The sequence below is a fragment of the Pseudomonas sp. LBUM1679 genome, assembly GCF_059695565.1.
The window spans coordinates 3,687,759-3,710,350 of sequence record NZ_CP166774.1 but is presented as its reverse complement, the minus strand read 5'-3'; the positions used below and the strand labels follow the sequence as shown (position 1 = coordinate 3,710,350).

At 61.5% G+C, this 22,592-nt stretch carries 12 protein-coding genes and 1 pseudogene; 9 read left to right on the top strand and 4 right to left on the bottom strand.

The genetic code is table 11. The features are described 5' to 3' along the window. The first annotated feature begins 40 nt into the window (after positions 1–40). From ACA062_RS16820 to ACA062_RS16795, 6 genes and pseudogenes are all read left to right on the top strand, one after another. Positions 41–1,357 carry an MdtA/MuxA family multidrug efflux RND transporter periplasmic adaptor subunit gene (locus ACA062_RS16820; protein WP_497452112.1) on the top strand — a complete coding sequence of 439 codons (1,317 nt, stop codon included), beginning with the start codon at positions 41–43 and terminating at the stop codon, positions 1,355–1,357. Next, positions 1,354–4,458, top strand: coding sequence for an MdtB/MuxB family multidrug efflux RND transporter permease subunit (locus tag ACA062_RS16815; RefSeq protein WP_497452111.1), 3,105 nt, complete (start codon positions 1,354–1,356; stop codon positions 4,456–4,458). The genes ACA062_RS16820 and ACA062_RS16815 overlap by 4 nt, the downstream gene beginning before the upstream one ends. After that, positions 4,455–7,562 carry an efflux RND transporter permease subunit gene (locus ACA062_RS16810; RefSeq protein ID WP_497452110.1) on the top strand — a complete coding sequence of 1,036 codons (3,108 nt, stop codon included), beginning with the start codon at positions 4,455–4,457 and terminating at the stop codon, positions 7,560–7,562. The genes ACA062_RS16815 and ACA062_RS16810 overlap by 4 nt, the downstream gene beginning before the upstream one ends. Continuing rightward, positions 7,559–9,040: an efflux transporter outer membrane subunit gene (locus ACA062_RS16805; RefSeq protein WP_497452109.1), complete on the top strand. Its 1,482-nt coding sequence runs from the start codon at positions 7,559–7,561 to the stop codon at positions 9,038–9,040. Before ACA062_RS16810 ends, ACA062_RS16805 begins: the two co-directional genes overlap by 4 nt. A 219-nt stretch (positions 9,041–9,259) precedes the next feature. Further along, positions 9,260–11,337 (top strand): annotated as a pseudogene (locus tag ACA062_RS16800) (EAL domain-containing protein). A gap of 263 nt (positions 11,338–11,600) precedes the next feature. Beyond that, complete coding sequence (locus ACA062_RS16795; protein ID WP_497452108.1) at positions 11,601–12,347, top strand: SDR family oxidoreductase; 747 nt, start codon at positions 11,601–11,603, stop codon at positions 12,345–12,347. Between the two features lie 197 nt (positions 12,348–12,544). Here ACA062_RS16795 and mapR read toward each other — a convergent pair whose 3' ends face one another. From mapR to ACA062_RS16780, 3 genes are all read right to left on the bottom strand, one after another. After that, positions 12,545–13,954 (bottom strand): GntR family transcriptional regulator MpaR, encoded by a 1,410-nt coding sequence (gene mapR / locus ACA062_RS16790; RefSeq protein WP_497452107.1) that lies wholly within the window; start codon positions 13,952–13,954, stop codon positions 12,545–12,547. 75 nt (positions 13,955–14,029) lie between these two features. Beyond that, positions 14,030–15,475 (bottom strand): cytochrome c oxidase accessory protein CcoG, encoded by a 1,446-nt coding sequence (gene ccoG, locus ACA062_RS16785; protein WP_497452106.1) that lies wholly within the window; start codon positions 15,473–15,475, stop codon positions 14,030–14,032. A 195-nt stretch (positions 15,476–15,670) separates the two neighbouring features. Continuing rightward, positions 15,671–15,904, bottom strand: a complete 234-nt coding sequence (locus ACA062_RS16780) for a DUF3203 family protein (RefSeq protein WP_497452105.1) — start codon at positions 15,902–15,904, stop codon at positions 15,671–15,673. A gap of 130 nt (positions 15,905–16,034) precedes the next feature. Between ACA062_RS16780 and ACA062_RS16775 the strand changes: the two genes are divergently transcribed. Next, complete coding sequence (locus tag ACA062_RS16775; protein WP_497452104.1) at positions 16,035–16,538, top strand: MgtC/SapB family protein; 504 nt, start codon at positions 16,035–16,037, stop codon at positions 16,536–16,538. A 117-nt stretch (positions 16,539–16,655) separates the two neighbouring features. Here ACA062_RS16775 and ACA062_RS16770 read toward each other — a convergent pair whose 3' ends face one another. Continuing rightward, positions 16,656–16,820, bottom strand: coding sequence for a hypothetical protein (locus ACA062_RS16770; RefSeq protein ID WP_497452103.1), 165 nt, complete (start codon positions 16,818–16,820; stop codon positions 16,656–16,658). A gap of 218 nt (positions 16,821–17,038) precedes the next feature. Here ACA062_RS16770 and ACA062_RS16765 point away from each other — a divergent pair, with 218 nt between their 5' ends. After that, positions 17,039–19,036: an alpha-1,4-glucan--maltose-1-phosphate maltosyltransferase gene (locus tag ACA062_RS16765; protein ID WP_497452102.1), complete on the top strand. Its 1,998-nt coding sequence runs from the start codon at positions 17,039–17,041 to the stop codon at positions 19,034–19,036. Positions 19,037–19,249: 213 nt separating this feature from the next. Beyond that, the gene (gene treS / locus ACA062_RS16760) at positions 19,250–22,591 is read left to right on the top strand and encodes a maltose alpha-D-glucosyltransferase (RefSeq protein WP_497452101.1); all 3,342 of its coding nucleotides are present in this window, start codon (positions 19,250–19,252) and stop codon (positions 22,589–22,591) included. The last annotated feature ends 1 nt before the right edge of the window (position 22,592 follow it).

The following is a 22,592-nucleotide window of genomic DNA, read 5'->3' as shown; positions in this document are numbered from 1 at the left end:
CTTATCGTTCAGCCTCCCGTAGAAAAAGCCCACGCGCCCAATGGTTGATCATTCAATGCAATCCTCCGCTTCCCGTAATCCCCGTCGCTGGCTGTTCGGCCTGCTTGTGCTGTTGGTCATCGCCGTCCTGTGCTGGAAATTCTGGCCCGGCGGGGCTGCGCCAAAAGAAGGCGCGGGGCAAAAAGCCGTGGCCGGGCACACCGGTCGGTCCGGGGGGATGCGTCCGGGTTTCGGTGGCGCGGCCGGCCCGGTACCGGTGCGGGTGGCGCCGGCGGTGAAGGGCGACTTCCCGCTGTACTACAAGGCGTTGGGCACCGTGACGGCGCAGAACACCATCAATGTGCGCAGCCGGGTCGGCGGCGAATTGATCAAGATTGCGTTCGAAGAAGGGCAGATGGTCAAGGCGGGCGATCTGCTGGCCGAGATCGACCCGCGGCCCTACCAGAACGCCCTGCTGCAGGCCGAAGGCACCTTGCTGCAGAATCAGGCGCAATTGAAGAATGCCCAGGTCGACGTTGAACGCTACCGCGGCCTGTATCGCGAGGACAGTATCGCCAAGCAGACCCTGGACACCGCCGAAGCGCTGGTGGGGCAGTATAAGGGCACGGTCAAGACCAACCAGGCGGCGGTCAACGACGCCAAGCTCAATCTCGAATTCACCCGGATCCGCGCACCGATCACCGGCCGCGTGGGCCTGCGTCAGCTGGACGTCGGCAACCTGGTCGCCGCCAATGACACCACGGCGCTGGCGATCATCACCCAGACCCAGCCGATCAGCGTGGCCTTCACCTTGCCGGAAAACAGCCTCGACGTGGTGCTGGCTCGCTATCGCACCGGCGCCAAGCTGCCTGCCGAAGCCTGGGACCGTGGCGACACCAAACTGCAGGCCACCGGTGTGTTGCAGAGCCTCGATAACCAGATCGATGTCACCACTGGCACCCTGAAATTCAAGGCCCGCTACGAGAACCGTGATCAGGCGCTATTCCCCAATCAGTTCGTCAACGTCCACCTGCTGGCCGACACGCTCAAAGACGTCGTGCTCGCACCCTCGGCGGCCATTCAGTTCGGCACCAACGGCACCTTCGTTTACGCGATGGACGGCGACAAGAAGGTCACGATCCGTCAGCTGAAAGTCGGCGCCAGTGACGGTGACAACACCGTCATCACCGAGGGCCTGGCCGCCGGTGATCGGGTGGTGCTGGAAGGCACCGACCGCTTGAAAGAAGGCAGCGAAGTGGAAGTGGTCAACGACAGCAAGGATGTACCGACTACCCCGACCGAGCACCTGCAAGGCAAATCGGCGGCGACCTCGGCTGAGCCCGCGACCACCGACAAGGCGAAAAAGGGCGGCGCATGAACATCTCCCGGCTGTTCATCCTTCGCCCGGTCGCCACGACCCTGAGTATGCTGGCGATTATTCTGGCGGGTGTGATCGCTTATCGATTGCTGCCGGTGTCGGCCTTGCCCCAGGTCGATTACCCGACCATTCGCGTCATGACGCTGTACCCCGGCGCCAGCCCGGATGTCATGACCAGCGCCGTGACCGCGCCACTGGAGCGTCAGTTCGGGCAGATGCCCGGCCTGACCCAGATGGCCTCGACCAGTTCCGGCGGCGCTTCGGTGCTGACCCTGCGGTTCAGTCTCGACATCAACATGGACGTCGCCGAACAGCAGGTGCAGGCGGCGATCAATGCCGCGACCAATCTGCTGCCCACGGACTTGCCGGCGCCACCGGTGTACAACAAGGTCAACCCGGCGGACACCCCGGTGTTGACCCTGGCCATCACGTCCAAGACCATGCTGTTGCCCAAGCTCAACGATCTGGTCGACACCCGCATGGCGCAGAAAATCGCCCAGATCAGCGGCGTCGGCATGGTCAGCATCGCCGGTGGCCAGCGTCAGGCGGTACGGATCAAGGTCAACCCCGAGGCCCTGGCGGCCAACGGCCTGAACCTGTCCGACGTGCGGACCCTGATCGGCGCCTCCAACGTCAACCAGCCCAAGGGCAACTTCGACGGCCCGACCCGGGTGTCGATGCTCGATGCCAACGACCAGCTGACCTCGCCCAAGGATTACGCCAACCTGATCCTGGCTTACGCCAACGGCGCACCGCTGCGGCTCAAGGACGTGGCAGAGATCGTCGACGGCGCCGAGAACGAACGACTGGCGGCCTGGGCCAATGAAAACCAGGCGGTATTGCTGAACATCCAGCGCCAGCCCGGCGCCAACGTCATCGAAGTGGTCGACCGGATCAAGGCCTTGCTGCCGAGCATCACCGACAACTTGCCGGCCGGTCTCGATGTGGTGGTGCTCACCGACCGCACCCAGACCATCCGCGCCTCCGTCACCGACGTGCAGCACGAGTTGCTGATCGCCATTGCCCTGGTGGTGATGGTGACCTTCCTGTTCCTGCGCCGCGCCAGCGCCACGATCATTCCGTCGGTGGCCGTGCCGCTGTCGCTGATCGGTACCTTCGGCGTGATGTACCTCGCCGGTTTCTCGGTCAACAACCTGACCCTGATGGCCCTGACCATCGCCACCGGTTTTGTGGTGGACGATGCGATCGTGATGCTGGAGAACATTTCCCGCTACATCGAAGAGGGCGACAGCCCGCTGAATGCGGCGCTCAAGGGCGCCAAACAGATCGGTTTCACCCTGGTGTCCCTGACCCTGTCGCTGATCGCGGTGCTGATTCCGCTGTTGTTCATGGCAGACGTGGTGGGCCGCCTGTTCCGCGAATTTGCGATCACTCTGGCGGTGGCCATCCTCATCTCGCTGGTGGTGTCCCTGACCTTGACGCCGATGATGTGCGCGCGGCTGCTCAAGCGTGAACCCAAGGAGGAAGAACAGGGCCGTTTCTACCGCGCCAGCGGCGCAACAATTGATTGGATGATCGCGGCTTACGGGCGCAAGTTAAAGTGGGTTCTCAAGCATCAACCGCTGACGTTGCTGGTGGCCATCGGCACCCTGGCGCTGACCGTGTTCCTGTACATGGTGGTGCCCAAGGGCTTCTTTCCGGTGCAGGACACCGGGGTGATCCAGGGTATTTCAGAGGCGCCGCAGTCGATTTCCTTTGCGGCCATGAGCGAGCGGCAGCAGGAACTGGCCAAGGTGATTCTCGCCGATCCGGCGGTGGAGAGCCTGTCGTCCTACATTGGTGTCGACGGCGATAATTCGACGCTCAACAGCGGCCGGCTGCTGATCAACCTCAAGTCCCACGGCAACCGTGACCTGAGCGCGACCGAAGTGATTGGCCGTTTGCAGCCGGAGCTGGACAAACTGACCGGCATTCGCCTGTTCATGCAGCCGGTGCAGGATTTGACCATCGAAGACCGGGTCAGCCGCACCCAGTACCAATTCAGCATGTCATCGCCAGACTCGGAACTGCTGAGCCTGTGGAGTGGCCGCCTGGTGGAAGCCCTGGCCCAACGGCCGGAGCTGACCGACGTCGCCAGCGATTTGCAGGACAAAGGCTTGCAGGTCTACCTGGTGATCGATCGTGACGCGGCGTCGCGGGTCGGGGTATCCGTGTCGAATATCACCGACGCGCTGTACGACGCCTTTGGCCAGCGGCAGATTTCCACCATTTACACCCAGGCCAGTCAGTACCGCGTGGTCCTGCAATCGCAGGCCGGTGAGAAGATCGGTCCGGACGCGCTGAACCAGATTCACGTCAAGACCACCGATGGCGGGCAAGTGCGCCTGTCCAGCCTGGCACACACCGAAGAGCGCCAGGCGCAACTGGCGATCACCCACATCGGCCAGTTCCCGGCGGTGATGATGTCGTTCAACCTGGCACCGGGTGTGGCGCTGGGGCATGCGGTGGAGATCATCGAACAGGTGCAGCAGGACATCGGCATGCCGATCGGCGTGCAGACCCAGTTCCAGGGTGCGGCCGAGGCGTTCCAGGCTTCGTTGTCGAGCACCTTGCTGCTGATCCTGGCGGCGGTGGTGACCATGTACATCGTGCTCGGCGTGCTGTACGAGAGCTATATCCATCCGATCACCATCCTCTCGACCTTGCCCTCGGCGGCGGTCGGCGCCTTGCTGGCGCTGCTGTTGAGCGGCAACGACCTGGGGATGATCGCGATCATCGGCATCATCCTGCTGATCGGTATCGTGAAAAAGAACGCGATCATGATGATCGACTTCGCCCTCGACGCTGAACGCAATCAGGGCCTGGACCCGGAGACGGCGATCTATCAGGCGGCGCTGCTGCGCTTCCGGCCGATCCTGATGACCACCCTGGCCGCGTTGTTTGGCGCGGTGCCTTTGATGCTGGCCACCGGTTCCGGCGCTGAGTTGCGCCAGCCGTTGGGCCTGGTGATGGTCGGCGGTTTGCTGGTGAGTCAGGTGCTGACACTGTTCACCACCCCGGTGATCTACCTGTACTTCGACCGCCTTGGTCGTCGTTGGGGGCGCAAGTCCGAGTCCGTGGAAGTGGTTGAGCAGCCATGAACCTCTCCGGACCTTTCATCAAGCGCCCGGTCGCGACCCTGTTGCTGAGCCTGGCAATCATGCTGCTGGGCGGGGTGAGCTTCGGCCTGTTGCCCGTGTCGCCGCTGCCGCAAATGGACTTCCCGGTGATCGTGGTCCAGGCCAGCCTGCCCGGCGCGAGCCCGGAGGTGATGGCCTCGACCGTGGCCACACCGCTGGAGCGCTCCTTTGGTGCGATTGCCGGTGTGAACACCATGAGCAGCCGTTCCAGCCAGGGCTCGACCCGGGTGATCCTGCAATTTGACCTCGACCGCGATATCAACGGCGCGGCGCGGGAAGTGCAGGCGGCGATCAACGCCTCACGCAACCTGCTGCCCAGCGGGATGCGCAGCATGCCGACCTATAAGAAGGTCAACCCGTCCCAGGCGCCGATCATGGTGTTGTCATTGACCTCGGACGTGCTGGAAAAAGGCCAGCTCTACGACTTGGCCTCGACCATCCTGTCCCAGAGCCTGTCCCAGGTGCAGGGCGTTGGCGAAGTGCAGATCGGCGGCAGCTCCTTGCCGGCGGTGCGGATCGAACTCGAGCCCCAGGCGCTGAACCAGTACGGCGTGGCCCTGGACGATGTGCGCAACACCATCGCCAATGCCAACGTGCGCCGCCCCAAGGGTTCGGTCGAAGACGGTCAGCGGTTATGGCAGGTGCAGGCCAACGATCAACTGGAGAAAGCCAAGGACTACGAGTCGCTGATCATCCACTACGCGGATGGCGCGGCCCTGCGCCTGAAGGATGTGGCCAAGGTCAGCGATGGCGTCGAGGACCGCTACAACAGCGGTTTCTTCAACGACGACGCGGCGGTCTTGCTGGTGATCAACCGCCAGGCCGGCGCCAACATCATCGAGACGGTCAACGAGATCAAGGCCCAGTTGCCGGCGTTGCAAGCGGTACTGCCGGCCAGCGTCAAGCTGAACCTGGCGATGGACCGTTCGCCGGTGATCAAGGCGACCCTGCACGAAGCGGAAATGACCCTGTTGATTGCCGTGGCGCTGGTGATCCTGGTGGTATTCCTGTTTCTGGGTAACTTCCGTGCTTCGTTGATTCCGACCCTGGCCGTACCGGTGTCGCTGGTCGGCACCTTTGCGGTGATGTACCTCTACGGCTTCTCGCTGAACAACCTGTCGCTGATGGCGCTGATCCTGGCCACGGGACTGGTGGTGGACGACGCCATCGTGGTGCTGGAGAACATTTCCCGGCACATCGACAAAGGCGTGCCGCCGATGAAGGCGGCGTATCTTGGGGCCCAGGAAGTCGGTTTCACCTTGCTGTCGATGAACGTCTCGCTGGTGGCGGTGTTTCTGTCGATCCTGTTCATGGGCGGGATCGTCGAAAGCCTGTTTCGCGAATTTTCCATCACCCTGGCGGCGTCCATCGTGGTGTCGCTGCTGGTCTCGCTGACGCTGACGCCGATGCTCTGCGCCCGCTGGCTCAAGCCGCACACCCCGGGTCAGGAAAACCGTCTGCAGCGCTGGAGCCAGCGGGCCAACGCCTGGATGGTGGGCAAATACGCCACCAGTCTCGACTGGGTGCTGCGTCACCGCCTTCTGACGCTGCTCAGTCTGTTTGTGACAGTTGGCGTTAACATTGCGCTGTATGTCGTTGTTCCAAAAACATTTATGCCTCAGCAGGACACCGGTCAGCTGATCGGTTTCGTGCGCGGTGACGACGGTCTGTCGTTCAGCGTGATGCAGCCGAAAATGGAAATTTTCCGGCGTGCAGTGCTCAAGGATCCGGCGGTGGAAAGCGTCGCCGGCTTCATCGGCGGCACCAACGGCACCAACAACGCCTTCATGCTGGTACGCCTGAAGCCGATCAAGGAACGTAACCTGTCCGCGCAGAAAGTCATTGAACGCCTGCGCAAGGAAATGCCCAAGGTCCCCGGTGCGCAGCTGATGCTGATGGCCGACCAGGACCTGCAGTTCGGCGGTGGCCGCGAACAGACCACGTCGCAATATTCCTACATCCTGCAAAGCGGCGATCTGGGAGAGTTGCGCGAGTGGTACCCCAAAGTCGTGGCCGCGCTCAAGGCATTGCCGGAACTGACGGCGATCGACGCCCGTGAAGGTCGTGGCGCCCAACAGGTCACGCTGATTGTCGATCGCGATCAGGCCAAACGCCTGGGCGTGGACATGAACATGGTCACCTCGGTGCTCAACAACGCCTACAGCCAGCGGCAGATTTCGACGATTTACGACAGCCTCAACCAGTATCAGGTCGTGATGGAGGTCAACCCCAAATACGCCCAGGATCCGATCACCCTCAATCAGGTCCAGGTGATCACCGCCGACGGCGCGCGGATTCCGTTGTCGACCATCGCTCATTATGAAAACAGCCTGGAAGACGATCGGGTCAGCCACGAAGGCCAGTTCGCCTCCGAGAGTGTTTCCTTCGACATGGCCGAAGGCGTGACGGTGGAGCAGGGCACGGCCGCCATCGAGCGGGCGATTGCCAAGGTCGGCTTGCCTGAAGCCGTGATCGCGAAAATGTCCGGCACCGCCGATGCGTTTGCCGCCACCCAGAAGAGCCAGCCGTGGATGATTCTCGGGGCGCTGGTGGCGGTGTACCTGGTGTTGGGCGTGCTGTATGAAAGCTACATCCATCCGCTGACCATTCTCTCGACCTTGCCGTCGGCCGGGGTGGGCGCGCTGCTGTCCATCTACGCGCTGGGCGGCGAGTTCAGCCTGATCTCGTTGCTCGGCCTGTTTTTGCTGATTGGCGTGGTGAAGAAAAACGCCATTCTGATGATCGACCTGGCCTTGCAGCTCGAACGGCATCAGGGCCTGGAACCGCTGGAATCGATCCGCAGTGCCTGCCTGCAACGTTTGCGGCCGATTCTGATGACCACGCTGGCCGCCATCCTGGGCGCGTTGCCATTGCTGCTGAGCCGCGCCGAAGGGGCGGAAATGCGTCAGCCGCTGGGCCTGACCATCATCGGCGGGTTGATCTTCAGCCAGGTGCTGACCCTCTATACCACCCCGGTGGTTTACCTCTATCTCGACAAACTGCGCCATCGCTTCAATCACTGGCGTGGGGTGCGTACCGATGCTGCTCTGGAAACTCCGCTATGACTGACCGTTCGCTGTTTAACCTGGCTGCACCCGTGGTCACGGCCCGAGGTTCGCGTTTACTCAGCCTGTCGCTGTGCGTGGCGCTGCTCAGTGCCTGCGCCATCGGCCCGGATTACCAGCGCCCGCCAGCCGCTGCGCCGGTGCAATACAAGGCAGCGGCCGGCTGGCGCCAGGCCAATCCGAGTGATTCCCTGGCCCGCGGCGCCTGGTGGGAGTTGTATGGCGATCGGCAGCTCAATGGCTTGATCGAGCAACTCAACAGCACCAACCAGACCGTCGCCCAGTCCGAAGCCCAATACCGTCAGGCCCAGGCCTTGGTACGCAGTGCCCGTGGAGCGTTTTTCCCCACCGTGGACCTGACTGTCGGCAAAGACCGTTCCAGCCAGGGCACCGGCAGCAGCAGCTCGAGCCTGACCAGTACCTCCAGTGGTATCCGTGACACTTACACCGCCCAGGCCGGGGTCAGTTGGGAGGCTGACGTCTGGGGTAAACTGCGCCGGGGCCTTGAAGCCGACACGGCCAACGCCGAGGCGAGTTTTGCCGATCTGGCGGCGATGCGCCTGAGCCAGCAATCGGAACTGGTGCAGAACTACCTGCAATTGCGGGTGATCGATGAGCAAAAACGCCTGCTTGAAGCGACGGTCGAAGCCTATCGACGCTCGCTGACAATGACCGAAAACCAATACCGTGCCGGGGTTTCCGGCAAGGACGCGGTGGCTCAGGCCACCACTCAGCTCAAGAGTACCGAAGCCGAGATGGTTGACCTGATCTGGCAGCGTGCCCAGTTCGAGAACGCCATTGCGGTACTGATCGGGCTGGCGCCGGCGCAGTTCAGCCTGGCCGAGACCCAAGACATCCCAGCCTTGCCGCAGGTGCCGCTGACCCTGCCTTCGCAATTGCTGGAACGCCGCCCGGACATTGCCGCCGCGGAGCGTTCGGTGATGGCGGCCAATGCCAACATCGGCGTGGCCAAGGCGGCTTATTATCCGGACCTGACGCTGAGCCTGAACGGAGGTTACAGCAGCAGTACCTCCAATAACTGGTTAAGCGTGCCTAACCGCTTCTGGTCGGTCGGACCGCAACTGGCGATGACCTTGTTCGACGGCGGTCAGCGCTCGGCGGAAGTCGACCGCAGCGAGGCCGCCTACGACGAAACCGTGGCCAAATACCGCCAGACCGTGCTCGATGGTTTTCGTGAGGTGGAAAACTACCTGGTTCAACTCAAGGTCCTGGAAAACGAAGCGGGTGTCCGCCAGGAAGCACTGGACGCGGCGCGTGAATCGCTGCGCCTGACCCAGAATCAGTACAAGGCCGGGGTGATTGCTTATCTCGACGTGGTGGTGGTGCAAGCAACGGCATTAAGTAACGAGCGCAACGTACTGAATTTATTGCAGAGTCGGTTGATTGCCAGCGTTCAGCTGATCGCTGCTCTGGGTGGCGGATGGGATGGCGCGCTGCAGGTGAGCGACAACCCGTAGGCGCAATGTGGTCGTCTGTTGGAAAGATCAAAAGATCGCAGCCTGCGGCAGCTCCTACGGGGGGCGCGCCGTTCTCGGAGGCACTTCAAACAAGCGTTTCATCGGCTTGATGGCCTTTTGCTAATTTTGTCAGTGCGTTCTGTTGTGCATTGAGTACAATCGCCGGATTTGCCCCCTCGAGAACGGAAGCAGTACGAAGGGGCGGTCGCGAGAAGGCCCATGCTCGGTAGCTATTCCCCCACACTGGTTATCATCTCGCTCTGTGTAGCGATTCTCGCTTCCTACACCGCACTCGACCTCACCGAACGCATCGCCACGGCCAAGGGTCGCGCCGTGCATTTATGGACCGCGGGCGGCGCCTTTGCCATGGGCGTAGGCGTGTGGTCGATGCATTTCATCGGCATGCTCGCGTTCAAACTGCCGATCGGCCTCGGTTACGACGTCACCTTGACCTTGCTGTCACTGCTGATCGGGATCCTGTCCTGCGGTTTTGCCTTGTGGCTGGTCAGTCAGCCACAGTTGCCCACCTGGCAACTGGCGTTCGGTGCGTTGATCATGGGCGCCGGCATCAGTGCCATGCATTACACCGGCATGGCCGCGATGCGCATGCAACCGGGTATCGATTACGACCCGACACTGTTCGGCGCATCGCTGCTCATTGCGGTGGGCGCGTCGGGCGCCGCGTTATGGATCGCGTTCCGCCTGCGCCAGCACAGTCCTATGTGAGCCTGATCCGTGGCGGTGCCGCGGTCATCATGGGGATCGCCATCGTCGGCATGCACTACACCGCCATGGCCGCGGCGCGCTTCGCCGACGGCAGTTTCTGTGGCGCGGCCATCGACGGCTTGAACGGCAAGGGCCTGGACAACCTGGTGCTGATCACCACCCTGGCCATTTTGACCATTGCCTTGCTGACGTCGGTGCTCGATGCACGCATGGAGGCGCGCACTGCCAGCCTTGCCCACTCGCTGACCGAAGCCAATCGCGAACTGACCCAATTGGCCCTGCATGACACCCTGACCGGCCTGCCGAATCGGGTGTTGCTGGCTGACCGCATCGATCAGGCGATGTCGAAGGTGCAGGAGCAGGGCGGTTGTTTTGCGTTGATGTTCATCGATCTGGACGGCTTCAAACCGGTCAACGATGCCTTTGGTCATCACATGGGCGATCAGTTGCTGCGAGCGGTCAGCCTGCGGCTACGCGGGGAATTGCGCAGTCAGGACACCCTGGCGCGGATCGGTGGCGATGAGTTCGTGCTGCTGGTGCAACTGGGCGAGGAGAATGACGCCTTGGACCTGGCAGCCCGCCAGGTCGGATTGATTGCGCGCTCGTTCCAGGTCGCCGAACATGACCTGCAGATCTCCGCCAGTGTCGGTATCGCGGTTTATCCGGGTAACGGCTGCACCGCTGAAGAGTTGCTGATGAACGCCGACGCGGCGATGTATCACGCCAAGGGCACCGGGAAAAACGGCTACAGTTTTTTCGATGTATCGATGAACAGCAACGCCCGCAAACAACTGCAACTGCTGCAAGACTTGCGCAATGCACTGGAGCAGCAGCAGTTCAGTCTCCATTACCAGCCCAAGTTCGACGCCGTCCATGGCCATCCGGTCGGCGCCGAAGCGCTGTTGCGCTGGGAGCACCCGACCCAGGGCATGCTGCTGCCGGACAAGTTCATCGATCTTGCGGAGAAAACCGGGTTGATCATTCCGATCGGCGACTGGGTGCTCAATGAAGCTTGCCGGCAGATGCGCGAGTGGTTTCTGCTCGGTTACACCGATTGGCGCATCGCGGTGAATCTCTCGGCCTTGCAGTTCTGCCACGTCGGGCTGGTGCAGAGCGTGGCCAAAGCCCTGGCCACGCACCATTTGCCGGCCAACAGCCTGACCCTGGAAATCACCGAGACCACCGCCATGAACGACGCCGATGTCAGCATGACGGTGCTTCAGGAATTGTCGGAAATGGGCGTCGACCTGTCCATCGATGACTTTGGCACCGGCTATTCGAGCTTGATGTACCTCAAGCGCCTGCCCGCCAATGAGCTGAAGATCGACCGGGGGTTCGTCCGCGATCTGGAGCACGACAGCGACGACGCCGCCATCGTTTCAGCCATCGTCGCCCTTGGCCAGGCATTGGGTCTGCGGATCGTCGCCGAAGGCGTGGAAACCGGGGTGCAACAGGACTTCCTGACAAAACTCGGCTGCGACTCGTTGCAAGGGTATCTGCTCGGCCATCCGCTGCCGGCGGCGTGCTTCATGGCGGATATTCTTCGTGGGGAGCAATTGGCAGTCGGTTGATCCACCCTAAGAGAACAGGCTGCTTTTGTGGTGAGGGTCTGGTGTGGCGAGGGAGCTTGCTCCCGCTCGGCTGCGCAGCAGTCGCAAAGCTTTTGGGGCCGCTTCGCGACCCAGCGGGAGCAAGCTCCCTCGCCACACAAGCTCCCTCGCCACAGAAGTATCCTCAGCCAGCCACAGGGTTTGGAAACACTCCCATGCAAAACCCGGCAATGACGGTTATTCTTTGCTCCGACTGCTTACGCTTGAAACGGGGGAAAGCCAGCATGGATAAAGTCATCGTCATCACCGGCGGCAGCCGCGGTATCGGCGCCGCCACCGCCTTGTTGGCCGCCGGACAGGGCTATCGGATCTGCATCAACTATCAGTCCGACGAAGAAGCCGCACAGACGGTGCTCGAGCAAGTCCGCGCCCTTGGCGCGCAAGCCATCGCGGTACGCGCCGACGTCAGCATCGAAGACGAGGTGATCGCCCTGTTCCAGCGGGTGGACAGCGAACTGGGCAGGGTCACGGCCCTGGTCAACAACGCAGGCACCGTCGGGCACAAGTCCCGGGTCGAGGAAATGTCCGAATTTCGCATCCTCAAGACCCTCAAGACCAACGTCCTGGCGCCGATCCTCTGCGCCAAGCATGCGCTCCTGCGCATGTCGCCCAGGCACGGCGGGCAGGGCGGCAGCATCGTCAACGTGTCCTCGGTCGCCTCGCGCCTGGGCTCACCCAACGAGTACGTGGACTACGCGGCGTCGAAAGGCGCGCTGGACAGCTTCACCATCGGCCTGTCGAAGGAAGTGGCGGGCGAAGGTATTCGTGTCAACGCCGTGCGACCGGGATTCATCTATACCGACTTTCATGCGCTGAGCGGCGATCCGGACCGGGTCAGCAAGCTGGAATCGGCGATCCCCATGGCGCGGGGTGGGCGGCCGGATGAAGTGGCGGAGGCGATTGTCTGGTTGTTGTCGGATAAGGCGTCGTATGCGACGGGGACTTTCGTTGATCTGGGTGGTGGCCGGTAACAGCTGAAGATCAAAAGATCGCAGCCTTCGGCAGCTCCCAGGGGAACGCAAAACCCTGTAGGAGCTGGCTTGCCAGCGAAGGCGGTGGATCAGTCGATACCTTTATCGCATGAACGGACGCTTTCGCTGGCAAGCCAGCTCCTACAGGGGTTTTGCGTCCACCTGTGGGAGCTGCCGAAGGCTGCGATCTTTTGCTTTTAAAAGGACCTGACAATCCTGCCTAAGGTCTCCATTGCCTTCTCCGCAGCTTCATCCCACGGGCTGCCATAATTCAACCGGATACAATTCCTGAAGCGCTGGGTCGGTGAAAAGATCGGCCCCGGCGCAATGCTGATCCCCTGCGCCAAGGCCATCTGAAACAACTTCAACGAATCCATCTGCGCCGGCAATTCCAGCCACAAAAAGTACCCGCCTGCCGGCTGACTGACCCGTGTCTGCGCCGGGAAATAGCGAGCGATGGCCGCCAGCATCGCGCTCTGCTGCTCTTCCAGCGCGTAACGCAGTTTGCGCAAGTGCCGGTCGTAACCGCCATGCTGCAGGTAATCGGCAATGGCCGCCTGGGCCGGCATCGAGGCGCAGAGCGAGGTCATGAGTTTCAGCCGTTCGATCTTTTGCGCAAAACGCCCGGCAGCGACCCAGCCGATGCGGTAGCCGGGGGCCAGGCTCTTGGCGAATGAACCGCAGTGCATCACCAGCCCCTCTGTGTCGAAGGCCTTGGCTGGTTTCGGCGCCTGTTGACCGTAATAGAGCTCGGCGTAGACGTCGTCTTCGATCAGCGGCACTTGATGGCTGCGCAACAACTCCACCAGTTCGCGTTTTTTGGCTTCGGGCATGGTCGCGCCCATGGGGTTTTGAAAACTGGTCATGCACCAACATGCCTTGATCGGGTGGCGCTCCAGAGTTTGCGCGAGCACGCCAAGGTCGATGCCGTCGCGCGGGTGCACGGGGATTTCCACGGCCTTGAGCTTCAAGCGTTCCAGCACTTGCAGGCAGGCGTAGAACGCAGGCGCTTCAATGGCCACCAGGTCGCCAGGTTCGGTGACGGCTTGCAGGCACAGGTTCAGGGCTTCCAGCGCGCCGTTGGTGATCAGCAGCTCTTCAATGGGCAGCATCAACCCGCCGACCATGTAGCGCAGGGCGATTTGTCGCCGCAGTTGCGGGTTGCCCGGCGACATGTCGGTCACCACCATGCGCGGGTCCATGTCCCGGGCGGCACTGGCCAGGGAGCGCGACAGCCGTTGCAACGGGAACAGGGCAGGGCTGGGGAAGGCCGAGCCGAAGGGCACGGTGTTGGGGTCCTTGATCGAGTCGAGGACCGAGAACACCAGTTCGCTGACGTCGACTTCGGTGGATTCGTTGACCTGACTGCTGATCACCGGCTCGGAAAACGGACTCGGTGCATGGGCGTTGACGAAGTAGCCAGAACGCGGCCGGGCGCGGATCAGCCCGCGACGTTCGAGCAGGTAATAGGCCTGGAACACCGTGGACGGGCTGACGCCGTAGGTCTGGCTGGCGTAGCGCACCGAAGGTACACGCTGACCGGGACCAAGGACGCCGGAGCGGATCAGTTCAGCAATGTCATCGGCGAATTTTTCGTAGCGTTTCATCGGGTGCCTGGAGAGGTGTCATTCATTGAGAAACGAGCGCAGCTGAAATTGCCTTTTGCTCTGCATCTTAAAGGCTCAACGGTTCATCGGCGCAACAAACCGGCTCTTGGCCACGCTATAAATATCGGGCTCGTCACGATCGACAATCTTGAAGCTGATGCTCTGCGACCCGCTGGCCGGCCGTTCGCTCGTCATCGCCACCGACACCGGCACATCGACGATCTCGCCAGGCGCGAGGCTCAGTTCGGTCTTGCCCTGGAGCTGGAAGCCGTCGCCATCGACCAGGGTCAACCGGTAGTCCTGCCGTTGCTGGGTCTTGTTGATGACCTTCAGGCTATAGATGTTCTCGATCTGGCCCTGACTGTTCTCGCGAAACAGCCCCCGGTCCTTGCTCACATCCAGCGAGACCATCGGCCGTTCCACCAGCGCCAGGGCGAGGGCGCCGATCATCACCAGCAGCACCGCGGTATAACCGATCAGCCGTGGCCGCAGCAGCCGGGTCTTGCCACCCTGCAACTCATGCTCCGAGGTATAGCTGATCAGCCCCCGGGCATAGCCCATCTTGTCCATGATCGAATCGCAGGCGTCGATGCACGCGGCGCAACCGATGCACTCCATCTGCAAACCGTCGCGGATGTCGATGCCGGTGGGGCAGACCTGCACGCAGAGTTGGCAGTCGATGCAATCGCCGAGTCCGACCGCAGCCGGTGCCACATCGCGTTTGCGCGGGCCCCGGTGTTCGCCACGGGCGACGTCATAGGAAATGGTCAGGGTGTCTTTGTCGAACATCACGCTCTGGAACCGGGCATACGGGCACATGTGCATGCACACCGCCTCACGCAGCCAGCCGGCGTTGATGTAAGTGGCGCCGGTGAAAAACACCACCCAGAACAGGCTGACGCCGCCCATTTGCAAGGTCAGCAATTCTTCGGCCAGCGGCCGGATCGGCGTGAAGTAGCCGACAAAGGTCAGGCCGGTCAGCAGGCTGATGGCCAGCCACAAGGTGTGCTTGATCGAGCGCCGGATCAGTTTGTTCAGGCCCCAGGGCGCGGCTTGCAGCTTGATGCGCTGGTTGCGTTCGCCCTCGGTGATCTTCTCGCACCACATGAAGATCCACGTCCAGGAGCTCTGGGGGCAGGTGTAGCCGCACCAGACACGTCCGGCGAACACGGTGATCGCAAATAGGCCGAACGCGGCGATGATCAGCAGTGCCGAGAGCAGGATGAAATCCTGCGGCCAGAAGGTCGCGCCGAAGATGTGGAATTTGCTTTCGGAAAGATCCCAGAGCACCGCCTGGCGACCGCCCCAGTTCAACCACACGGTGCCGAAAAACAGCAAGAACAGAAACCCGGCGCCGCTCATGCGCAATGTGCGGAACAGGCCGGTGAAGCTGCGGGTGTGGATCAGGTTGTCGCTGGACTTGGCCTTCATCTGTGGACGCGAAGGCTCGTAGCTTTGTACCTCGTAGCTTTGTACCAGGGGTGCGCTTTCCAGGGTTCGGACGGGGATTCTATCGCTCATGGTCTGTCGCTCATCAGCCTCCATCAGGCGTGAGCACTATGCGCGGCGATCTGTTTGCATAACAGACTCAGATATTGCAATAAAAAGCGGATCAGATGGGCTGGAACCCGCTGCCTGCGACAACGTTAAGCATCGGAAACAGCGCGATGCCGACGCCTGTAGCAGGCGCCGGGAGGCGTTGTTGATGCGAATCGGTCAAATCACCGAATCACTGTCGGTGGCCTTCAAATGCCTGCGACCGTCCACGGCACCTGCTACGGTCAATGCATCGGCTTCTGCCTCGGTGATGTAGATGTGCTGACCATTGATGTCCACCGCGGACATGGCCTTGACAGGGTCAGTAATGATGGTGACGTCGGGACACAGCCGAATTTCTTCGCCGTTCTCGGTTGTAAAGAAGCAGGTCTGGTTTTCGATGCGTACCGTCATGTTGGGTGTCCTTTTTTCGGCGGGTTCTAAACTGTTAGGACGTCATGGACGGACATCGTTCTGTGCAACCGATTAATGGTCGCCGCGGTCCATCCTCTATCGAGCAACTCAATCATTACAAGGACTGCGCATGAACGCCTGGTGGCATGAGGTTTGGGTGACACTGCAAGCGGAGTTCGCCGACATCACGGACGCATCCCAGCTGACACGCATCACCGTGCGCATGTTGATGGCCGCGCTGTTGGGCGGGATTCTCGGTTTTGAACGCGAACAAAAGGGCAAGGCCGCCGGGGTGCGCACCCACATGCTGGTGGCGCTGGGGGCGGCGCTGTTTGTGTTGGTGCCGCAGATGTCCGGCTCCCAGGCCGACGCGATGAGCCGGGTGGTCCAGGGCGTGATCGCCGGGATCGGTTTTCTCGGGGCCGGGACCATCCTGAAGAACCAGGAGGGCGACGAAGGCCACGTCAAAGGCCTGACCACCGCCGCCGGCTTGTGGATGACCGCGGCCATCGGCGTTTCAGCCGGGTTGGGGCGCGAGGCAACGGCGGTGCTCAGCACGTTGCTGGCCTTGCTGGTTCTGGGGGTGATGCCGAAAATCGTTAAGCTCTTCGAGAAGGATCACAATCACCTGTAGGAGCTGCCGAAGGCTGCGATCTTTTGATCTTGATCTTTGTCGCGCCAGACATCGTTGAAGATCAAGATCCAGATCAAAAGATCGCAGCCTTCGGCAGCTCCTACATTGGATCTTTGTTCATGGATTGACGATCACCGGCGGCATTGTCTCCGGTGGATCTTCCCGCGGCGGCGGGGTCGTGCCCGGCGGCTCTTCTTCAGGCACCGGTTGCGGTTCGGTTGGCGGTATGGTGGGGTTATCGATGTTCGGGTCGGGTGTTTTAGCCGGGACGGGAATAACCATCTTTGCAGCCTCCTTGTGGCACATGGCGTAGGACGTGCTTAAGTAGGTTGACCGTCGCATAACGGAATTGATTCCCTCGAAGACTCAGGCAAATCCCCGTGAACTTTTACCCGCGCCTGTCGCTCGGAACCTAAGTGAGTTCATTCCGGGGCCGACGGCCTTGCGCGAATGGCGACCAAGCACAAGAGCGTCCATGGGGCGTAAAGGAGAGATGCTCGATGACTGCTGAAAAACCGACAGAGCTCAACTACAACCCGCATATGCCGCTGTCGCAGGCTTTGCTGCTGCCGCGCATCGCGATCGAAAACACCATGCCGACCCTCGATGGCGGGCAGTTTGCCGTCAAAGCCGTGGCGGGGCAGGACGTGGTGGTGACCAGTAAAGTGTTTGCCGATGGCCACGATCAACTGGCCGTACGGGTGCGCTGGCGCGCCGATGGCGACGAGATCTGGCAGACCGAGGTCATGGCCAGCCTGGGCAATAATGGCTGGCGGGGCCAGTTCCATGTGGTGGAGCAGGGCCGTTACGTCTTTTGTATCGAAGCCTGGATCGATCAGTTCGCCAGCTTCCGCTACGAGCTGGAGAAAAAGCACCTGGCGGGCGTGCCCGTCAGTCTCGAGTTGCAGGAAGGCCGCAATCAGGTCCAGCAAGCCGCGGAGCGTGCGGAAGGTCAGTTGAGCGAAGACCTGGCGGCACTGCACCATGAATTGTCCGGGCTGCTCGAAACCGAGCAGGTCGCGTTGTTCATGCACCAGCGTAGTGCCGAGTTGATGGCCCAGGCCGATCACCGCGCCTATCTGAGTCTCAGCCCCGAGTATCCGCTGGACGTCGAGCGACAACTGGCGCAGTTCGCCAGTTGGTATGAATTGTTTCCACGCTCGATCACCGATGACCCTGCCCGCCACGGCACCTTCAACGATGTGCACTCCCGGCTGCCGATGATCCAGGACATGGGCTTCGACGTGCTGTATTTTCCGCCGATCCACCCGATCGGCCGCAGTTACCGCAAAGGCCCCAACAACTCCCTGACCGCCGGGCCGAACGATCCCGGCAGCCCCTATGCCATCGGCAGCGAAGAGGGCGGGCATGAGGCGATTCACTCGGAACTGGGCACCCGCGAAGACTTCCGCCGGCTGGTCGCGGCTGCGGCCGAGCATGGGCTGGAAATCGCCCTCGATTTCGCCATCCAGTGTTCCCAGGACCATCCGTGGCTCCAACAGCACCCGGGCTGGTTCAACTGGCGGCCGGACGGCACGATCAAATATGCCGAAAACCCGCCGAAGAAATACCAGGATATTGTCAACGTCGACTTCTACGCCACCGATGCGATTCCCAGTCTCTGGTTGGCTTTGCGCGACATCGTGGTCGGATGGGTCGAGGAGGGCGTGAAGATTTTTCGCGTCGATAACCCCCACACCAAGCCGTTGCCATTCTGGCAATGGCTGATCGCCGATGTGCGAGCGTTGCACCCGGAAGTGATCTTCCTCGCCGAGGCCTTTACCACCCCGGCGATGATGGCGCGACTGGGCAAGGTCGGTTACACCCAGAGCTACACCTACTTCACCTGGCGTAACACCAAGGCCGAGCTGGCGACCTATTTCACCGAACTGAACGAGTCGCCGTGGCGCGAGTGCTACCGGCCGAACTTCTTTGTCAACACACCGGACATCAACCCGGCGTTCCTGCATGAAAGCGGGCGCGCCGGTTTTCTGATTCGCGCGGCACTGGCGACCATGGGCTCCGGTCTGTGGGGCATGTATTCAGGGTTCGAACTCTGTGAAGCGGCACCCGTGCCGGGCAAGGAGGAATACCTCAATTCCGAGAAGTATGAAATCCGCCCGCGGGACTTCACCGCACCGGGCAATATCATTGCCGAGATCGCCCAGCTCAACCGGATTCGCCGGCAGAACCCGGCCCTGCAGACGCACCTGGGGCTGAAGGTCTACAACGCCTGGAATGACAACATCCTGTACTTCGGCAAGCGCAGTGCCGACGGCAGCAATTTCATTCTGGTGGCGGTCAGCCTGGATCCGCACAACGTCCAGGAAGCGAACTTCGAATTACCGCTGTGGGAGATGGGATTACCCGACGACGCCAGCAGCCAGGGCGAAGACCTGATGAGCGGCCATCGCTGGACCTGGCACGGCAAGTACCAGTTCATGCGAATCGACCCGGCGCATCTGCCGTTCGGCATCTGGCGATTTACCGTCTCTTGAATAAACCCGCGTCCCCGTGACGAACACATTTTTTGTGGCGGGTGAATAACCCTCTGTAGGAGCTGCCGCAGGCTGCGATCTTTTGATCTTGCCGTCGAAAAACAAGATCAAAAGATCGCAGCCTGCGGCAGCTCCTACAGAGGGTTCGCCAGATTTGAGGGATGTGGGGGTGTTGCGCCTAAGTGGCTTTATTGAATTCAACAGGAGTTTCAAATGGCGAAGAAACCCAAGGCAGCCACCTTTATCAAGGACCCGCTCTGGTACAAGGACGCGGTGATCTACCAGGTTCACGTCAAATCGTTTTTCGACTCCAACAATGACGGGATCGGCGACTTTCCCGGTCTTATCGCCAAACTCGATTACATTGCCGACCTCGGCGTCAATACCGTCTGGCTGTTGCCCTTCTACCCATCGCCACGGCGCGACGACGGCTACGACATCGCCGAATACCGTGGCGTGCATTCCGATTACGGCACCATGGCCGATGCCAAGCGTTTCATTTCCGAGGCCCACAAACGCGGCCTGCGGGTGATTACCGAGCTGGTCATCAACCACACCTCGGATCAGCACGCCTGGTTCCAGCGCGCACGCAAGGCCAAGAAAGGTTCGGCGGCACGGGATTTCTACGTCTGGTCCGATGACGATCACAAATACGACGGCACCCGCATCATCTTTCTCGACACCGAGAAGTCCAACTGGACCTGGGATCCGGTGGCCGGCCAGTATTTCTGGCACCGCTTCTATTCGCACCAGCCGGACCTGAACTTCGACAACCCGCAAGTCATGAAAGCCGTGTTGTCGGTGATGCGCTACTGGCTGGACATGGGTATCGATGGCTTGCGTCTGGATGCGATTCCGTACCTGATCGAACGTGACGGCACCAACAACGAAAACCTGCCCGAGACCCACGACGTCCTCAAGCAGATCCGTGCCGAAATCGACGCCAACTACCCGGACCGCATGCTCCTGGCCGAGGCCAACCAATGGCCGGAAGATACCCAGCTGTACTTCGGCGACACCGACGCCAAAGGCCTGAATGGCGATGAGTGCCACATGGCGTTCCACTTCCCGTTGATGCCGCGCATGTACATGGCGCTGGCCCAGGAAGACCGTTTCCCGATCACTGACATCCTGCGCCAGACCCCGGAAATTCCGGCCAACTGCCAGTGGGCGATTTTCCTGCGCAACCATGATGAGCTGACGCTGGAAATGGTCACCGACAAGGAGCGCGACTACCTGTGGAATTACTACGCGGCCGACCGGCGGGCGCGGATCAACCTGGGCATCCGCCGCCGCCTGGCGCCGTTGATGGAGCGCGACCGCCGCCGCGTGGAGTTGCTCAACAGCCTGCTGCTGTCGATGCCCGGCACGCCGACCCTGTATTACGGCGATGAAATCGGCATGGGCGATAACATCTACCTCGGCGACCGCGACGGTGTGCGCACGCCGATGCAATGGTCGATCGACCGTAACGGCGGTTTCTCCCGCGCCGACCCGGCGAGCCTGGTGCTGCCACCGATCATGGACCCGCAATACGGCTACCTGTCGGTCAACGTCGAAACCCAGGCCGGCGACCCGCACTCGCTGTTGAACTGGACGCGGCGCATGCTCGCCGTGCGCAAGCAGTCCAAGGCCTTCGGGCGCGGCACCCTGAAAATGCTCTCACCGAGCAACCGCCGGATCCTCGCGTATACCCGTGAATACAGCGGGCCGGACGGCAAGTACGAAATCATCCTGTGCGTCGCCAACGTCTCGCGCAGTGCGCAAGCGGCGGAGCTGGACCTGTCCGCCTACGCTGGCATGGTGCCGGTGGAGATGCTGGGCGGTAACGCCTTCCCGCCGATCGGCCAGTTGAATTTCCTGCTGACCCTGGCGCCATACGGTTTTTACTGGTTTGGACTCGCAGCGGAGAATCAAATGCCCAGTTGGCACGTAGAACCGGCGCAAAGCCTTCCGGACTTCACGACCCTGGTATTGAAGAAACGCATGGAAGAACTGCTCGAAGCGCCGTCACGCGGCACGCTGGAGCAGGGCATCTTGCCCAACTGGTTGCAAAACCGCCGCTGGTTCGCGGGCAAGGACGCGGCCATCGACAAGGTCCACCTGGCCTATGGCGTGCGCTTCGGCGACGCGCAGCATCCGGTGCTGCTCAGTGAAATCGAAGTCACCAGCGGCGGCCAGACCAGCCGTTACCAATTGCCGTTCGGCTTCATTGCCGATGATCAGGTCGGCCCCGCCTTGCCGCAGCAACTGGCGCTGTCGCGGGTGCGACGCGGGCCGCAGGTCGGCTTGATCACCGATGCGTTCGCCCTGGAAAACTTCATCCGCACGGTGGTGCAGGGCATGCAGAACAACACCCTGTTGCCGTCGGATGGCGGCGAGATCCGGTTCGAAGCCACCGACGAACTGGACAAGCTGGGGCTCGCGGCTGAGCCGGAGGTGCGTTACCTGTCCGCCGAGCAGTCCAACAGCTCGGTGGTGGTCGGCAGCAGCATGGTGCTCAAGCTGATCCGTAAAGTCGCCTCGGGCGTGCACCCGGAACTGGAAATGAGCGCGTACCTGACCGAGGCCGGCTTCGCCAATATTTCGCCGCTGCTGGGCTCGGTGATTCGCCGCGATGCGGCGGGCGAGGACAATCTGTTGATGATTGCCCAGGGGTACCTGAGCAATCAGGGGGATGCCTGGGAATGGACCCAGAACAACCTGGAACGGGCATTGCGCGATGAACTGGCCGACGCCATGTCCGAGCAGGAACAGCACTACAACGCTCTCGGCGAGCTGAGGGACTTCGCCGGCATGCTCGGCCAGCGTCTGGGGGAAATGCACCAGGTGCTGGCGGCACCGACCGACAACCCGGACTTCGCGCCGCACGTCACCACCCAGAAAGAGGCGCTGGCCTCGGCCAAGGATGTGGCGGCGCAGCTGGAAAACGCCTTCAAGTTGCTCAAGCAACATCAAGGCGAACTGAACTCAGCGGACAAAACCCTGGTCAGCCGTTTACTGGACAACAAAAAAGCCGTCCTCAGCCACGTCCAGGAATTGGGCAAAAAGGCCGCCGGTGGCCTGCGGATCCGCGTCCATGGCGACTTGCATCTCGGGCAAGTGCTGGTGATCAAGGGTGACGCCTACCTGATCGACTTCGAAGGCGAGCCGGCGCGGCCGCTGCACGAACGACGTGGCAAGCACAGTCCTTATAAAGATGTGAGTGGAGTGTTGCGTTCCTTCGACTACGCTGCCGCGATGACGATCAACGTGCACAACGTCGACAACACCGACCTGGCCCAGGCCGCTCGCCAGCGCGTCGCCGAACGCTATTTAAGTGAAGCACGACAAGCATTTATCGACGCTTATCGGCTGGCTGCAGCTAGTCTTGCTCATGCGTGGCAAGATCCGGAAGGCGAGGACGCCGCGCTGGCGTTGTTCGGTCTGGAGAAGGCGGCTTATGAGGTGGCGTACGAGGCTGAAAATCGCCCCACATGGTTGCCCGTGCCACTGCACGGTTTGTATGGGCTATTGAGTGGGCTTAAACCCTTTTCCGATTTTGATGGAGAGTAGT

Bases quoted from the DNA above. Each gene is read 5' to 3' on its own strand.
- ACA062_RS16780 (WP_497452105.1), bottom strand. From the start codon at position 15,904: ATGACGGTACGCATCGAAAACCAGACCTGCTTCTTTACAACCGAGAAC.
- ccoG (WP_497452106.1), bottom strand. From the start codon at position 15,475: ATGAGCGATAGAATCCCCGTCCGAACCCTGGAAAGCGCACCCCTGGTA.
- ACA062_RS16775 (WP_497452104.1), top strand. From the start codon at position 16,035: ATGAACGCCTGGTGGCATGAGGTTTGGGTGACACTGCAAGCGGAGTTC.
- ACA062_RS16765 (WP_497452102.1), top strand. From the start codon at position 17,039: ATGACTGCTGAAAAACCGACAGAGCTCAACTACAACCCGCATATGCCG.
- ACA062_RS16810 (WP_497452110.1), top strand. From the start codon at position 4,455: ATGAACCTCTCCGGACCTTTCATCAAGCGCCCGGTCGCGACCCTGTTG.
- ACA062_RS16795 (WP_497452108.1), top strand. From the start codon at position 11,601: ATGGATAAAGTCATCGTCATCACCGGCGGCAGCCGCGGTATCGGCGCC.
- mapR (WP_497452107.1), bottom strand. From the start codon at position 13,954: ATGAAACGCTACGAAAAATTCGCCGATGACATTGCTGAACTGATCCGC.
- ACA062_RS16805 (WP_497452109.1), top strand. From the start codon at position 7,559: ATGACTGACCGTTCGCTGTTTAACCTGGCTGCACCCGTGGTCACGGCC.
- ACA062_RS16770 (WP_497452103.1), bottom strand. From the start codon at position 16,820: ATGGTTATTCCCGTCCCGGCTAAAACACCCGACCCGAACATCGATAAC.
- ACA062_RS16815 (WP_497452111.1), top strand. From the start codon at position 1,354: ATGAACATCTCCCGGCTGTTCATCCTTCGCCCGGTCGCCACGACCCTG.
- treS (WP_497452101.1), top strand. From the start codon at position 19,250: ATGGCGAAGAAACCCAAGGCAGCCACCTTTATCAAGGACCCGCTCTGG.
- ACA062_RS16820 (WP_497452112.1), top strand. From the start codon at position 41: ATGGTTGATCATTCAATGCAATCCTCCGCTTCCCGTAATCCCCGTCGC.